The organism is Synechococcales cyanobacterium T60_A2020_003 (genome assembly GCA_015272205.1).
Taxonomy (GTDB): domain Bacteria; phylum Cyanobacteriota; class Cyanobacteriia; order RECH01; family RECH01; genus JACYMB01.
Window position 1 is genome coordinate 1 of record JACYMB010000153.1, and the last position, 15,078, is coordinate 15,078.

The 15,078-nt window shown below is 53.4% G+C and carries 16 protein-coding genes; 5 read left to right on the forward strand and 11 right to left on the reverse strand.

Going from position 1 to position 15,078, the window contains the following annotated elements:
* The 5 genes from IGR76_08215 to pgl all read right to left on the reverse strand — a co-directional run.
* The coding region (locus IGR76_08215) for a lecithin retinol acyltransferase family protein (GenBank protein ID MBF2078491.1) at positions 1–549 on the reverse strand (549 nt) is incomplete at its 3' end.
* A 46-nt stretch (positions 550–595) separates the two neighbouring features.
* Positions 596–1,336, reverse strand: coding sequence for a M50 family metallopeptidase (locus tag IGR76_08220; GenBank protein ID MBF2078492.1), 741 nt, complete (start codon positions 1,334–1,336; stop codon positions 596–598).
* Positions 1,337–1,379: 43 nt separating this feature from the next.
* Entirely contained in the window at positions 1,380–2,882 is a 1,503-nt protein-coding gene (locus tag IGR76_08225) for an FHA domain-containing protein (GenBank protein MBF2078493.1), read from the reverse strand.
* 84 nt (positions 2,883–2,966) lie between these two features.
* Complete coding sequence (locus IGR76_08230) at positions 2,967–3,683, reverse strand: FHA domain-containing protein (GenBank protein ID MBF2078494.1); 717 nt, start codon at positions 3,681–3,683, stop codon at positions 2,967–2,969.
* A gap of 268 nt (positions 3,684–3,951) precedes the next feature.
* Positions 3,952–4,677: a 6-phosphogluconolactonase gene (pgl, locus tag IGR76_08235; GenBank protein MBF2078495.1), complete on the reverse strand. Its 726-nt coding sequence runs from the start codon at positions 4,675–4,677 to the stop codon at positions 3,952–3,954.
* Between the two features lie 198 nt (positions 4,678–4,875).
* On the opposite strand from pgl, the gene xth reads away from it, so the two are divergent.
* From xth to dnaB, 4 genes are all read left to right on the forward strand, one after another.
* Positions 4,876–5,664 (forward strand): exodeoxyribonuclease III, encoded by a 789-nt coding sequence (gene xth, locus IGR76_08240; protein ID MBF2078496.1) that lies wholly within the window; start codon positions 4,876–4,878, stop codon positions 5,662–5,664.
* A 219-nt stretch (positions 5,665–5,883) separates the two neighbouring features.
* A complete protein-coding gene (locus IGR76_08245; GenBank protein MBF2078497.1) occupies positions 5,884–6,429 on the forward strand; it encodes a photosystem II reaction center PsbP family protein in 546 nt (181 codons plus the stop codon).
* Complete coding sequence (maf, locus tag IGR76_08250) at positions 6,430–7,044, forward strand: septum formation inhibitor Maf (GenBank protein MBF2078498.1); 615 nt, start codon at positions 6,430–6,432, stop codon at positions 7,042–7,044.
* Positions 7,045–7,465: 421 nt separating this feature from the next.
* The gene (dnaB, locus tag IGR76_08255; protein MBF2078499.1) at positions 7,466–8,827 is read left to right on the forward strand and encodes a replicative DNA helicase; all 1,362 of its coding nucleotides are present in this window, start codon (positions 7,466–7,468) and stop codon (positions 8,825–8,827) included.
* A 2-nt stretch (positions 8,828–8,829) separates the two neighbouring features.
* Here the strand turns inward: dnaB and IGR76_08260 are convergent, their stop codons facing one another.
* The 6 genes from IGR76_08260 to IGR76_08285 form a co-directional block, all read right to left on the reverse strand.
* Positions 8,830–10,179: a bifunctional folylpolyglutamate synthase/dihydrofolate synthase gene (locus IGR76_08260; protein MBF2078500.1), complete on the reverse strand. Its 1,350-nt coding sequence runs from the start codon at positions 10,177–10,179 to the stop codon at positions 8,830–8,832.
* Positions 10,180–10,290: 111 nt separating this feature from the next.
* Positions 10,291–10,806 carry a PhnD/SsuA/transferrin family substrate-binding protein gene (locus IGR76_08265; GenBank protein ID MBF2078501.1) on the reverse strand — a complete coding sequence of 172 codons (516 nt, stop codon included), beginning with the start codon at positions 10,804–10,806 and terminating at the stop codon, positions 10,291–10,293.
* 235 nt (positions 10,807–11,041) lie between these two features.
* Entirely contained in the window at positions 11,042–12,118 is a 1,077-nt protein-coding gene (fbp, locus tag IGR76_08270) for a class 1 fructose-bisphosphatase (protein ID MBF2078502.1), read from the reverse strand.
* Positions 12,119–12,403: 285 nt separating this feature from the next.
* Entirely contained in the window at positions 12,404–13,369 is a 966-nt protein-coding gene (locus IGR76_08275) for an ABC transporter ATP-binding protein (protein MBF2078503.1), read from the reverse strand.
* A gap of 25 nt (positions 13,370–13,394) precedes the next feature.
* On the reverse strand, positions 13,395–14,312 hold the full coding sequence (locus IGR76_08280; GenBank protein MBF2078504.1) for a quaternary ammonium transporter: 918 nt from the start codon (positions 14,310–14,312) through the stop codon (positions 13,395–13,397).
* 133 nt (positions 14,313–14,445) lie between these two features.
* Complete coding sequence (locus IGR76_08285; GenBank protein ID MBF2078505.1) at positions 14,446–14,796, reverse strand: hypothetical protein; 351 nt, start codon at positions 14,794–14,796, stop codon at positions 14,446–14,448.
* Between the two features lie 83 nt (positions 14,797–14,879).
* Here IGR76_08285 and IGR76_08290 point away from each other — a divergent pair, with 83 nt between their 5' ends.
* The gene (locus IGR76_08290; GenBank protein MBF2078506.1) at positions 14,880–15,017 is read left to right on the forward strand and encodes a hypothetical protein; all 138 of its coding nucleotides are present in this window, start codon (positions 14,880–14,882) and stop codon (positions 15,015–15,017) included.
* The last annotated feature ends 61 nt before the right edge of the window (positions 15,018–15,078 follow it).

Below are 15,078 nucleotides of genomic sequence, written 5' to 3' on the forward strand. Positions count from 1 at the left end.
CTGTTTTAGGGCAAGCTGAGCGGCTCGGTGCCAGGTGTCCATCTCGTTAAACGCTTGGTCGTACTGGCGTTGGATCTGTTGTTGCGCCAGGGTTGCATTATCTAGGGATTGCTGAAAAAGGGCGATCGCCTGCGATCGTGAGGCATCACGCGAGTTTTGTTCCATGAGTTCGCGCATCTCCGACAGCGTAAATCCCTGGGTTCCTAACCCAAATCGGCGGAGTTGGTCACTTTCACTGCGACCCGTTTTGCACCAGGTGGCAAAGTGTTCACAGTTATTCGTTAGCAAATCATACTGGGTTTCTCCCAGGCGACTGTGGGCGCGTTCAATCACGTCGGCGGCAATCAGACTAACGGGCTGATGTTTGGTGTAAATGGGGCCTCCACGGGCAAAGAGATCGCGCGGTGTAATGGAAATAATCGCGTCTCGCCCTTCCGGTTTGTGGTAGTGAATGACGTTACCATCGCCGCAGTCGATGCCGTGGTGTTCATAGATGCCCTCCATGGCTCCAAAATGCCGCATGGCGTAGATTTGATCCGCACGCGCCATAGAATTATCTACCCTTTTCCAACTGTCTAGCGAAGCGATCGCCCGATTACCGATAGGCGATGTGTAAACTCTGCCACAGGATGATCAACGACGCAACTGCCATCAGCCCGCCCCAAAACCAGTAGGGTAAAAACAGGGCTTGGGCGATTTGTCCAGAGTCGGACAGCATCATTTGGCCATTGATGACCGCTTTTTCAGTAAAGAGATAGTTGACCTGATGATAGGTACTGATACAAGCTTGTACGCCCAAAAATTGAATCGCAAAGGCTTGCAGCCACGGTTTACTATTGAGGGCGATCGCCAAAATGCTGAGACCCAACAGGGGAATGGCTACCCAGCCAAAGAGCGATCGCACCCAGATCAGCGTGGATATTAACAGGACGGCTCCTAGCACCAGCAGGCCAGTGCGGGTCGAACTGCGCCCCCGGGACAGGAGAATCAGAGCGGCTCCGGCCACGGGAGGCCCCATTGGCCCCGCCGCATTCACCAACGCCTGACCCAAACGCCCTAGGAACAGGGAGCCACTATGCATGGCAATGCCGGAACCGTTGGGAAAAATGAGCAGTTTCTCAAAGTTGCCCCCCAGCAGCATCGCCATCAGTCCGTGCCCCATTTCGTGGAACCAGGTTGCCAAAATCGTAAAGGGGTAAAGGATATAGTTTCCAAAGGGAATTTGCCAGAGAACAATAGTGGCGATCGCTGCAATGATCAGCCATTTCAGGCCGCGATCGCTCTCCGTTGAGGAGGAGGTTAATCGCTCTAGTTCTTTGTCCCAGTAATCGCTCATAGCGGTCTAGGTATGGATGTGAGTAGAGAATGCTTCCCCCACGCTAGCAAAATGCTTGGAGATCTGCCTCTAGATCGAGGGCATCTTGATAGCGATCGCCAGGGTTGGGGGCGGTTAGACGAGTGAACATTTGAGCCAGAGCGGCTGGAATATCTGGCACCGCCTCCCCAACGAAACGCCACACATCACCCACGGGTCGATAAAAAGACACCGGGTCTTGCCTGGTGATCAGAAATGCCATGAGGGGTGCAATACCGTACAAATCCGCAGCAGGGGTCGCGTCCAGGGAAAACTGCTCTGGTGCGAGGTAGGCGGTGCGATCGGGCGGGATGCCACTACCGAGAAGGAGAGGCTTAATCGCGCCAAAATCAACGAGGGAGATTTTTCCGGCATAGAAGCGATCTTGGCAAATGATACTGGAGGGATGAATGCCCCGATGTAGAATCGGGGGGTCGAAGGTGTGAAGGTAGCTTAGAATCTTGCAGAGTTCACGCATCCACTCTGCCGCTTGGTTAATTGGCGCGGCACCGTTAGTCTCAACCCACTGGGCAAGCGATCGCCCATTCACCATGTCTATGACGAGGTAGGGCACGTCATCTTCAACCAAAAACTCAATGAGGTGGGGAATACGGGGATGATTGATCTGTCCTAGAAGGGTTGCTTCGGCCTCTAGCGCGGTATGAGCCTTCGGGTCTCCAATCCAGCGATCGCGCAAGGTCTTCAACACCAGCGTTTGTCCACGACACCAGGCCAGATAGGTGATGCCCACAGCGCCCTGCCCCAACACCTGCACGAGCTGATAATCACCCACGGTTTTCAAAACGTGGAGCGGCTGACCGCAATCCTCACAAAATAGGGCACCGCGCCGCTCATGGGGACATTGATCCGGTGACAGCATCCGAGAGTTCGCCAGCGTTCGCGTGATTTTGGTGGCAGCGGCGGTTGAGGCAAAGTTTCCGGGCTGTAACGATGATGGGGGCATGAAGCGATGGCGGATGGATAGCCCCTGGGGCAGTGGGGAGGAGGAGACTCTAGACGTTGCTTCATTATGAGGGGCGATCGCCTGCTCTGGTAAGCGATTGATGCTCGGACGACCACTCGTATCCTTCTCATTAGACGAGATTGGAGACTGATTGGGATCAAGGGTGGCGTGAGGTTCGCCTAAATCATTCCCCGGTTGGGCGTTTTCCGACTGCTGACTATAGGTTCGTGTCGATAGCGCGTCGTACTCTTGGAGAGCTTCAGAACCGAGCCGAATTTGCAGGTTAGGGCCAGAACGCGCCAACCGAATGATCACGCCATCAACTACGGGAATTTGGTTGACCCGTTTACCGTCTAAGTAGGTGCCGTTGGTGCCTAAATTGACGATTTCCCAACTTTTTTCGCCAGTGCGACGTAGTTCAACATGGTGCCGTGATACCACAGCACTGTAGAGAATGACATGGTTATCGCTTGAGCGTCCAATCCGAATCACAGATTCATTTTCAAAACTCCAGACTTGGACTGGGATTTGCTTGAGCGGATGGAGGAGGAATAAAGTAATCACACGTGCGATACCGAATCCGGACGGGAGTTAATGAACTGAGCAGGTTAGGTGAGGGAGATCTAAACAAGACCCGCCCCACTATGATCACGAGAACTGGAATAGGAAGGTGACTTGATCTCCTTTCCCAAGGGCGATGCGATCGCCCGGACGAAGTCGATGACGATTGCCGAGGGACAACGGTGAATTGTTGATATAAGTACCGTTGGAGCTACCCACATCTTCAATGTAATACGTATCGCCTTCCACACGAATGTCTGCATGGATTCTCGACACGATTTCCGAATTTGGGAATCCGGCGACATCAATATCGGGCGGAATCCGATCATTGGGCTTGCCGATGTGGATGACGGTTAAATTTTGCGGCAATTCAATAACAGTATTGGTTTGCACATGCAGAAGCCGCGCAGTTTGTGTCTGGAGTTGGGTTTGCCCTCCAAACGGTTTGGGAGCCGGAGCGTGACTGGGTGGACTTGCCTGCTCTGCCTCGGCTGGAACTGGAGGCGGCGGGGGAATTTCTGCAACCAAGGGATCCGGGGCAACCAGGGGCTCAGGAACAACGGCGGCAGATGCGTCTGGTGTACTCCCCATGCTAGGGGATACGGTGGGTGGGAGAGCAGACTCTTCAGCAGGCTGGACAGACGTGCGTAGATCAAACCCACACTGCCCACAGAAACTTGCATCTGCCTGAATATCGGCTCCGCAACTCGGGCAGCTAATCATCGCCGGAAGGGGAGTGTAACAGGCTTCGCACTGCACTGCTCCATCTGGATTTTGGTGATTGCAGTTGGGACAAACAATCATGGTCAGCGGTTCCTCGTTCTTCGCTAGTTAAGGTAAGAGCCTATGTTCTATCCTACGTAGGACAGAACGCGTTGGATGGGTGAATAAACTAGGTATCCAGGTTACCTGTTAAATTCAGGTGTGGTTTCATGCGTGAAGCACGGGCGATCGCCATCCATCCTACTTACTTCAATCTATTTCTCTCCATATTCCTGAATAATTACCTGCACAGAGCGGCCATTCTGGGAAAACGTTACAAGTCTTAGTGCCCTAAGGAGCTAACCCAGACTCATCCGATGGAGAGCGATTGACCTGCGGCTTGATCCAGGAGCCACCACAGTTCTCCCTGGGGTTGAATAAATCGCGAGGGATACTGCTGGGGATCGGCCTCTGGTGCAAAGACGTGGGCGAGGGCGTCCTGCTTACTGGCACCCGCCACCAAAAACAGGACGCACCGGGCTTGGTTGATCAGGGGAATGGTGAAGGTGAGCCGGGGCTGTCCCGATTTATTGCCTAAGGTTACGAGGCGATCGCACACTTGCAGCGCTTCAGTGTTGGGAAAAAGAGAAGCCGTGTGGGCATCGTCCCCCATGCCAAGCAAGATCACATCAAAGCGCGGGATATCACCGGGGGCAACCTGGAAGAAGGTGCGAATCTCCTGATCATGCTGGGCGGCGGCGATCGCGGGATCCGCTAATCCAGTCGGCATCGGGTGAAGATTTTCTGGCGGCATCGGCACCTGATCCAGCCAAGCGGTACGCGCCATGCCCTCGTTGCTATCGGGATGGTCGGGCGGCACATAGCGCTCATCCCCCCAAAAGACGTGGATTTTATCCCAGGGTAAATCCTGCTGGGCGATCGCCTCATACAAGGGCTTTGGGGTACTCCCCCCAGCCAACGCGATCGTGAACTGTCCTCGCTCCGCGATCGCCGTCTGCATCCGTTCGAGAATTAGAGCCAGCGATCGCTCCACCATCGCCGCCTTATCTGCTAATACTTCAACCGTTCGTTCCATGCCGTGATTTTTCCATACCGAACGATTTGAGCCTATCTCGAAATCTAGCGCGATCGCCCAGACCAAATCTTTTCTTAGTCCTTCCCCCTCTCCCCACCCCTCCACCCCTTCACCCCTTCACTTCTTCACCTCTCCCTTTACCCCATCCCCACTTCCCCGTATGATTTCTGTCGGACTCAACGGCAACCATAAGGACTCATGAAAATAGCGACGTGGAATGTAAACTCCGTGCGGACGCGGCTCGATCACCTGGTGGGCTGGCTGCAAGACAATCCTGTAGACGTGCTCTGCCTTCAGGAAACCAAGGTGATTGATGCCGACTTTCCGCGATCGCCCCTCGAAGATCTGGGCTACAACCTTTACATCTCCGGGCAAAAGTCCTACAACGGGGTCGCCATCCTCAGTCGTACTCCCCTAGAGACGGTTGATATTGGGTTTACCGCTATTTTGGGTGAGGCGGTTGTGAATGACCTCGATGCTCAAAAACGGGTGATTTCGGGTGTGGTGAATGGGATTCGAATTGTTAACCTCTACGTTCCCAACGGCTCCTCGGTGGGCAGCGAAAAATATGAATACAAGCTGCGCTGGTTGACGCTACTAAAGCAGTATCTAGAAACGCTTTTAGCTGACCCGACCCTCAAGCTTTGTGTGTGTGGTGATTTCAACATTGCCCCCGATGATCGCGACCTCCACGACCCGGAAAAGCTCAAAAATCACATCATGGCCTCTGAGGCTGAGCGTGAGGCGTTGCAATCGATTCTGGAGCTGGGGTTGTCGGATGCGTTTCGCAAATTTACCGACGAGGCAGGTCACTATAGTTGGTGGGACTATCGGGCGGCAGCGTTTCGGCGTAATTTAGGCTGGCGCATTGACCACCACTATCTCTCAAGGCCGCTTTATGAAACGGCTAAATCCTGCGTGATTGATGTTGCTCCCCGCAAGCTGGAAAAACCTAGCGATCACGCTCCGGTCATTGTCGAAGTTTAGATTGAATGACCGATGCGTGGGTGGGTTTTGCCGTTAGCCCTCGAATGTAGCCGAATCGGTCTGCTCAAACCGCCCGTACCTAGGTTTCAGAAACCCTCAATGGGGGAGAGTTTTGGCCATCTTCTCCGCCCTTCCCCCGTTCGCGGAGAATTAATGCGAGAATAAGAAACGGTAATTTGCTGGATGTTGATGATACGGGGTTGGGAGGCTGCACCGAACATGATCAAGCGAGTATGGGCCATCGTACTGTTGGTAATCGTTGGCTTCGGGTTGCAAAGTTGCTCGTCGTTGGGCGCAAGCTTTAACAGTTATGTCGATAACTACGACGGCTACCAATTCCTCTACCCCACGGGATGGGTGGAGTACTCCAAAGCGACGGATGGGCCAGATGTGGTCTTCCATGACATTATTCAGGAAACGGAAAACGTCAGCGTCGTCATGAGCCCGGTTCCTGAGGCCAAAACCCTTAGTGATTTGGGCACACCGACTGAAATTGGACAGCGGATTGCCCAAAAAGTCTTGACCTCGGACGCCGCCGATCGCAAAGCAGAACTCGTCAGTGCGGCACAGCGCGAGGTTGATGGTTCAACCTACTATCTTCTGGAGTACGAAGTTAATTTGCCCGGACAAAAACGGCATAACTTGGCGAGTGCGGTGGTTCGTCGGGGGCAACTGTACACCTTCAATGCTTCGACGACCGAAGATCGCTGGGAACGCATGAAGGATACCTTCAAACAGGTTGTGAGTTCTTTCTCGGTTTACTAAATGGCGGCATCTGTTCCTACCTTTGTGCTGGCGTCGGCGTCTCCGGCTCGGCGTCGGCTTTTGCAAATGGCTGGAATTGATCCGGTTGTGCGTCCTAGCCACTTTGATGAGTCGCAAATTCAGCATCAAAATGCGGCAGAACTGGTACAGCAGCTTGCAAAGGCAAAGGCATCCCAGATTGCCGGGGAACTGCGCGGCGATGAGCGTCATGCCTTAGTGATGGGCTGCGACTCGGTGCTGGCTCTGAATGGTGATGTCTATGGGAAGCCCGACAGTCCCCAGGAGGCGATCGCCCGGTGGCAGCAAATGCGCGGTCTGATGGGCGAACTCTATACGGGGCACGTGCTGATCGATCTCCCCCAGGACAAAACTCTGGTGCGGTGTCAAATGACCCAGGTGCAGTTCGCGATGGTGAGCGATCGCCAAATTGAAGCCTATGTTGCTAGCGGCGAACCCCTAGCCTGTGCGGGGTGTTTTGCCCTGGAAGGGAAAGGCGGGCTGTTTGTGGAAAAAATTATCGGCTGTCATAGTAACGTGATTGGCCTAAGTTTGCCCCTCCTGCGGCAGATGTTGGGGGATTTGGGCTATGACGTGATCGATTTCTGGCGGGCTTGAGGCGATCGCCACTGTCCCTATCGAAACGGTTGCCTCGGCAAATCAAAATTTACATAGTATGATTGTACTAAATCGATTCGAGAATGGGCTGTGAACTCCAAGGGGCAGGCGATCGCCTCTGTTCAAATATTTTTAAGAGATTGTCAAGATAAGAATTATCTCAATGCGCTAGGGGTAGCGTGGAATGTCGGGATCAGTCCCAGATCGTCACTCTGCAAACCGTTGGTGTAGCGTGTAAATCTTCCTGCTGGTTTCTTGACAAAATTAGATGAACAGAGTGCCTAGCCAGATGCTAAAACTTGGGGTATAAATCAGAGGTCTACGCTACAGGTAGCGTTTTCCTGCTTCCGGAAGACGCTTCATCTCTAACCTGTGTTTCGTCTTTGTTTGCTCACCTTACCCGAATGGGCTGGCGCGTATCATGGTTCACGAACTTGACTTTCAGGTCTACAGCGATCGCCTTCCTCCTCAGAATATCGATGCTGAGGAAGCGATTCTGGGCGGTATCCTGCTCGATCCAGAAGCGATCGGTCGGATTGCGGAAGTTCTTCATCCCAAAGCCTTCTATATCAGTGCCCATCAAGATATCTACCGGGCAGCGCTCACGCTTCATAGTCAAGGGCAGCCCACGGACTTGATGAGCATGGCGAGTTGGCTCTACGACCAGGGCATTTTGGATAAGGTCGGAGGGCAAAATCGGCTAGCGCAGTTGATCGACTGCACCATTAGTGCCGCCAACATTGACCAATATGCCCAGCTCGTGATGGATAAGTATCTGCGGCGGCAGTTGATTCATGTGGGCAACGAGGTTTCGCGACTGGGCTACAACACCAGTGAACCGATTGAACGAGTCCTCGATCAGGCTGAACAAAAAGTATTTGGCATTACCCAGGTGCGACCAACCCAGAGTCTATCGTCCACCGCCGATATTTTGACCAGCACCTTTTCGGATATTGAAAGTCGTTCTCTAGGGTTAGTGCTGCCCGGAATCTCCTGCGGCTTCTACGACCTCGACGCCATGACCCAAGGCTTCCAGCGTTCTGACTTGATCATTGCGGCAGGTCGTCCGGCGATGGGTAAAACCAGCCTGTGTCTGAGCATTGCCCGAAACATTGCAGCCTATCACAAGCTGCCCGTCGCTGTGTTTAGCTTGGAAATGTCGAAGGAGCAGTTGGTCTATCGTCTCCTATCCAGCGAAGTGCAGATTGAAACGGGACGGTTGCGCTCAGGGCGGATTAGTCAGGCAGAGTGGGAGCCACTGGGACACGCGATTAGTAACCTGTCCCAGTTGCCTGTGTTTATTGACGATACGCCCAATGTCTCGATTCTCGAAATGCGATCGAAGGTGCGACGTTTGCAGGCGGAAAACGGCGGAGCGCTAGGGCTAGTGTTGGTAGATTACCTCCAGTTGATGGAAAGTAGCGGCAGTGATAATCGGGTGCAAGAACTGTCGCGGGTGACGCGCGGACTGAAGGGCTTGGCACGCGAGTTAAATGTGCCCGTGATTGCCCTATCGCAGTTGAGTCGGGGTGTGGAATCGCGAACGAATAAACGCCCGATGATGTCGGATTTGAGGGAATCTGGAGCCATCGAGCAGGACGCAGACTTAATCATGATGCTGTATCGCGATGAGTACTACAATCCCGATACTCCCGATCGCGGCGTGGCTGAGTTGATCATTGCCAAACATAGAAATGGCCCAGTGGGAACGGTGCGACTCTTGTTTGAACCGCAGTACACCCGGTTCCGGAACCTGGCAAACTCCAATCAATACGCGCCCTAAACCTAAATCGGTGTTTGCGATCGCCCCTCCGGTGTCAATCCCTGAGCTTCTTTCAGCACATAGCCAATCATGTAAATTGACCCACAGAGAACGACGGTTCCTGGAGGCTTCTCGGTAGAAAAGAGCGCGGCCTGGAGTCCGGCGATCGCGTCATTATGACATAGGCAGTCTGCGAGATCCGGGCAAACCGTTTGGGCGATCGCTGCCAGGTTCGTCGGTGCTTCGGTGATGTGGTCAGGTACGGGCACGAGGTGAAGCGTATCTCCAGGACGCAGCAAGGCGGAGAAAACCTCGGCATGATCTTTATTGCTAATCATGCCAATTACCCAGGTAATCGGCGTTTGAACGCGATCGCTCTGATCGAGATAGTCCCGCAGCATAAGGGCACCTGCGGAGTTATGGGCAGCGTCGATTAGGAACGTGCAATTTTGCCAGGTATACCACTGCAACCGAGCCGTCCACTGGGTTTTGGCTAAGCCGGATTGCATCTGCTCATCGGTTATCGTCCAACCCTGGGTTTGGAGGATCTGTAAGGCGGCGATCGCCAAGGCCGAATTCATGCGCTGGTGTGCCCCAAGCAGCGGTAGGGGATAGGTAAATCCCACGTCTGGATCAACAATGGATTTGTCCTGGCCTTCGACAACGGGTGTGGATTGAATCCCCTGATATTGGGCAAGTCCAGATCCGAGATCGAGCGAGGGACGTACCCAAACCGCCGGACAATCAACCTCGCGCGATCGCCGTTCGACAACCTGGGTGGCATCGGAGGGCAGCACGCCAATCACGGCTGGACAGGCTGGTTTGAGAATACCCGCCTTTTCGTAGGCAATGTCACCCAGGGTTGGCCCCAAGCGCTGCCAGTGTTCGCGGCTGATGCTGGTAATCACGCTCACCAAAGGGCGATCGCACACATTCGTCGCATCTAATCGTCCGCCCAATCCGACTTCGATCACCGCGATATCCACCTGCTGTTGAGCAAAGTAGAGCCAAGCGGCAGCGGTGATGACCTCAAATTGCGTTGGAGAAGGGGCGTCGGGTTGGATGGCGGCCAACACCTGATCGAGGACTGCCCGGAGTGCTTCGGGCGTAATTTCGACCCCGTTGATCCAAATCCGCTCACACCAGCTCACGAGATGGGGGGAAATGTAGCGTCCTACCCGATATCCCGCTTCCACCAGCACAGAGGACAGATAGGCGCACACCGATCCTTTACCGTTGCTCCCGGCTACATGGATCACCGGAACCTGATCCTGGGGATTGCCCAAATTCGCCAGAAGCCGCTGAATTCGTTCCAGACCCAGTTCAACCCCAAAATGGCTGAAGCTGGCTAGGGTACGGTCAACATCAGCCATCACCGTTGAACTTGATTCCGGTATTAAGAGGGAGCGATCGCTATTCACAGGGCATAACTCAAAACGCACACCTCAAAACGGTAGCAAACTTGGGGTATCTTCAACGAGCGTTTAGTCCTCGACGTATAGCGGTGCTGGGGTTTGGTTGATGTTGGTTTCAATCGGCTTCACTTTCTCAATGAACTCAATCAGCGTGTCATAGTTCGGTGGGGGGGCATTGGGAATGGAGTTGGCCTCTTCGGCGATCGCCGGAAGTGCTTCCCCCATCACGGTTTGCAAAAGCTCTTGCTGATTGCGGTCAACCTTGGGACTAATCAGCACAGAACCGGACGGAATCCGTCGGCTGGTGTGCAGCACTCGGAATGGCGTATCCACCGAGGTACGATAGCGTTCAAATTCGTCCTGAGACATCGCGCCAATATCGGCCTCACCCCGAGAAAGCCACTCCAATATTTGGGCGGGTGTGGATCCTAAACGCACTTCCGAAGGCGTTGTTCCGTAAAGCTCATAAAGGGGGACGTAGTATCCAGTAGCCGATCCGGGCTGTCCCAAGGCCAGCACGCGCCCGTTCACATCCGTTAGCGATTCAATTGGGCTATCGGCACGCACAACTAGCACTGAGGCCAAAGCATTTGACCTGCCAGAACAGCATCCATGAGTGTACTTGACGGGATCTACAGTCCCGGACTTCGTCAGCACGCTCAAGTCCGGGAGGATTGATTGGGTTGCCCTATAAACGCCCACACCATATATTCTCTACCTACAGTGTATAGGCTGAAAAATCCAGAGAACGGCGGAAAACGCAACTCTCTTTGGATCCGTCCGTCATAGATGCACCCTGTAAGACCCGTCTGAAACCCATTTAGGAGGGGGACAGAGCCTCTTGTTTGTTACGCTCCTCTTCTCGAATAAAGGATTCTACTAGGGCTACATCTTCTGTGCTGCCGATAATCAGAGGTGTGCGGGCATGAAGTTTGGATGGCACAACGTCTAGAATTTTTTGGGTGCCTGTGCTGGCTGCACCTCCAGCTTGTTCGATTAGAAACGCCAATGGTGCAGACTCATAGAGCAGGCGCAGCTTTCCTTCTGGGTTCTTAACCGTGCCTGGATACAGGAAGACGCCACCTTGGAACAAGATGCGATGAATATCCCCCACCAAGGCACCACTGTAACGGGCGGTATAGCCTTCATGGCGATGGACATAGCGGTTGTAGTCGCGGATGGATTCATCCCACTGCCAGAAGTTGCCTTCATTCACACTATAAACGGGGCCATGGGCGGGAACTTTAATATTTTCGCTGGACAGAATAAATTCGCCAAGGCTGGGATCGAGGGTGAAGGCATGTACGCCGCGTCCAATGGAATAGACCAGCATGGTGCTAGGGCCATAGAGGATGTAGCCTGCGGCAAGCTGCTTGTGCCCGTTCTGAAGCAGATCGTGAGCAGAGCTATCGAGGTCGTCCCCTTCCTGCCGTCGGATCGAAAAGATCGACCCTACCCCCAAATTGATGTCAACATTGGATGAGCCGTCAATTGGGTCGTAGAGCAGGGTGTAGCGTCCGATGGGGCAGTTTTCGGGAATGTAGTAGGGGGTATCCATTTCCTCGGACGCGAGGCGACAGACGAGACCGCTCTGTTCAAACACGGAAATAAAAACCTGATTGGCGAAAACGTCCATGCGTTTGACCGCTTCCCCTTGAACGTTGGTGCGTCCGGTAAACCCTAGGGCATCTTCCACTAGACCAGCGCGGGTCAGACGACGGGCGATGAGCTTTCCAGCCAAGGCGATGCGGTTCATTAATGCGCTGAGATCTTGGGCTTCATTGGAGAAGCTTTGAAGCTGTTGCAGTACGTGGCGCGAGAGGGTGGTACAGTCGCGATCGAGGGCGTATTCGTGGACAAACTGGTTGCTATTCTGTTCCGTCGTCTGCTCAGTCATGATGGGTCCTCAACAAGATCAAACAAGGTCTTGCGACATCCCCGTTCATGGGCTTGATGCAGGCGCACATTGCTCCTTAACAGGGATGGCCTTGTTCTCCCATGGTAGAAAGCAGTTTTCGAAATGGAGGAAGAACTTTAGATGAACTATAGAAAGGGAGGGAGTGCCAGGTTTGGGTTTTGAGTTTTGAGTTGAAGGGTTGTCTTAGCAATCTTGCCCCTGGGTTTGTAGTGGTTATTTGGAATGAGCCTGAGAAGCTTGGGAATGGCGGGAAGGGGCGATCGCTCACGTCTCTAGTTTTGCTTGGGCAGAATGACGGATCTGTTCCAGGGTAATCAATCCTACTACTTGGTCGGGGGTGCGAACGATGAGCTGAGATGCTCCGGTTTTCAGGAGCAGGGAGAGGGCAGAACGAAGGCTGTCATCCGGGGCGATCGCTGGCTCTGTATCGCTCATGGAATCATCCATCATCGGTATCATGACCGAATCCACCCGCTGTAATCCAAGTTGACGCACCCGATCATCTGCGCCGAGCAAGTCGTGAACAAAAGAATTGGCGGGCTTGTCTAGGATATGGAGGGGCGTATCAAACTGGAGAATTTCACCTCGGCGCATGATCAAAATGCGATCGGCGAGGCGTAGCGCTTCCTCCACATCGTGCGACACAAAAAGAATCGTTTTTTGAAGCTGCCGCTGGAGGCGCAATAGTTCATCTTGCAGCGTTTTGCGAGTGATGGCATCCAAAGCACCAAAGGGTTCATCCATGAGCAGCAATTCTGGGTCGCCCGCTAAGGCTCTAGCAATGCCAACCCGCTGCTGTTGTCCGCCCGAGAGTTGGGACGGGTAGCGATCGCGATACACCTCCGGCGCAAGCTTAATCAGCATGAGGAGTTCATCCACCCGTGCCTGGATTTTGCGACGGGGCCAATTCAGCAATTTCGGCACAACTGCAATATTCTGGGCTACCGTCATGTGGGGAAAAAGTCCGGCCTGTTGCAGAACGTACCCCATTTGGCGGCGGAGGGTGGTGGCATTGAGTTGCCGGATATTGATTCCCTTGAAGTAAATTTGCCCAGAGGTCGGTTCGTACAGGCGATTCACCATTTTGAGCAGCGTGGTTTTACCGCAACCGGATGCACCCAGAATCACCACGAATTCCCCAGGATTCACCTCAAAGCTGCAATGATTCACAGCGGCTTGAACTGCACCGGGGAAGGTCAGCGTGACCTCCTTGAAGCTGATTTCGCTCAAGACTTCATCCTCGATATCGGATTCCCTACTCTGTGATGAGTCCTTCTTGGACAAGGAATTCGCGGGCAACGTCCGCAGGCTCGCGCTGATTGCCGCTCACTTTGTTGTTCAGGTGTTGCATAACGGCATCCGTTAATTTGGGAGACAACGCATTCAGAGTCTCGGCAATTTGAGGATAGGCTTCAAGGGTGTCTGCCCTGACCACGGGGGCAACCTGGTAGGGCGGGAACAGCTTTTTATCATCCTCTAACAACACGAGGTTGTAGGCGCTAATTTCTCCATCCGTGCCAAAGGCAACCACCACATCTGCCTCGCCATCGACCAGCCCTTTGTAGCGTAGTCCCGAATCGACCGCTTTATATTCCTTCAGTTCGAATTGCCCGTAGGCTTGTTTGAGACCGGGTAGACCGTCTTCGCGTACCTCAAATTCCGGAGGGCCAATCATGACCAGTTGACTTGCTTTGGCGGCCATGTCGGAAAGGGTGCGAATCTCAAGCTGCTCCGCTTTTTCAGCGGTCATGGCTAGGGCTTGGGTATTGTTCATCGGAGCCGGATCAAGCCAGATGAGACCCTCGGCTTTGTAACCCTCGGAGACAGCGTCGAATACGGCTTGGGGATCGTCCATGGCGGGTTGCTTGAGCACGGTGAGCAATCCGGTTCCGGTGTATTCGGGGTAAAGGTCAATTTCGCCATTGAGCAGTCCCGCATGGGCGACGGGAGTGCCACCTAAGTTCAGCTTTCGCTCGACTGTTAAGCCCTCATTTTCGAGCATTAGCGCATACATTTCTCCAAGAATGAACTGTTCGGGAAAGTCCTTGGAGCCAACTTTAATCACGTTGCTCGTTGCGCTAGATGAATCGCCCGATACGTTGCAGGCGATCGCCAACACCGACGTCAACAGAGCCAGCAAAATTAGGGAGCCGAATCGAAAGAGGGATTTCATCGGTTTGATCGGGAGCAAAATGGGGATGATGCGTTTCCCTATCATACCGAAGACCACGAAATTACCCGCGCTACTGAGTGCCCTATGATTCGTGCTTCAGTAGCGCTGCGGTTGAGGTCTAGCGCTTTCTGATTTATGGATTGCGCTGTTGGAAGAGATGCTCGAATTCGGAACGCATCGCATTAATGTCAGAGACACGGGCGACGAGGATGGTTTGGTCGCCTGCGTCCTTGAGACGCGATCGCCAGTGACGAACGGTATCAGCATTATTCATCCAAAACTGGATTACCGTGTCAACAATGTGGTCTAGGTTCCAGTCGTAGAGACGGGGGATGGTGTTCACCGAATCGATGAACGCATCCAGGGTACAGCGATCCGCACCGACATAGGCGGCTCCGGCTTTGGGCTGAAACTGTCGTTCTTGTTGGTGGGTAAAAAAGGAGAGAAGGGGAGAAACTCCAAGAATTTCAAACGAGTAGTCCATCTCGTACTCTTGTGATCTAAAACGGAAATCAAAAATTCTCTGGCGAATAGTTAGCACTCTGATGACTGGAGTGCTTGATATATATGCAACAGAGCGATTTTAGTGATGATTATGACCTTACGCATCTGCTCCCATGGTGTGCTGATACAGAGGTAACAAAATGCTGGAAATGGGGCGATCGCCCGCCCGCGATCGCCCTAAATATCCTCAAAATGATTTAAGAAATTTTGTACCTGGTCACCGCAATAAGAATTGTTAATGAGAATGGCTGAAGCAGCTACA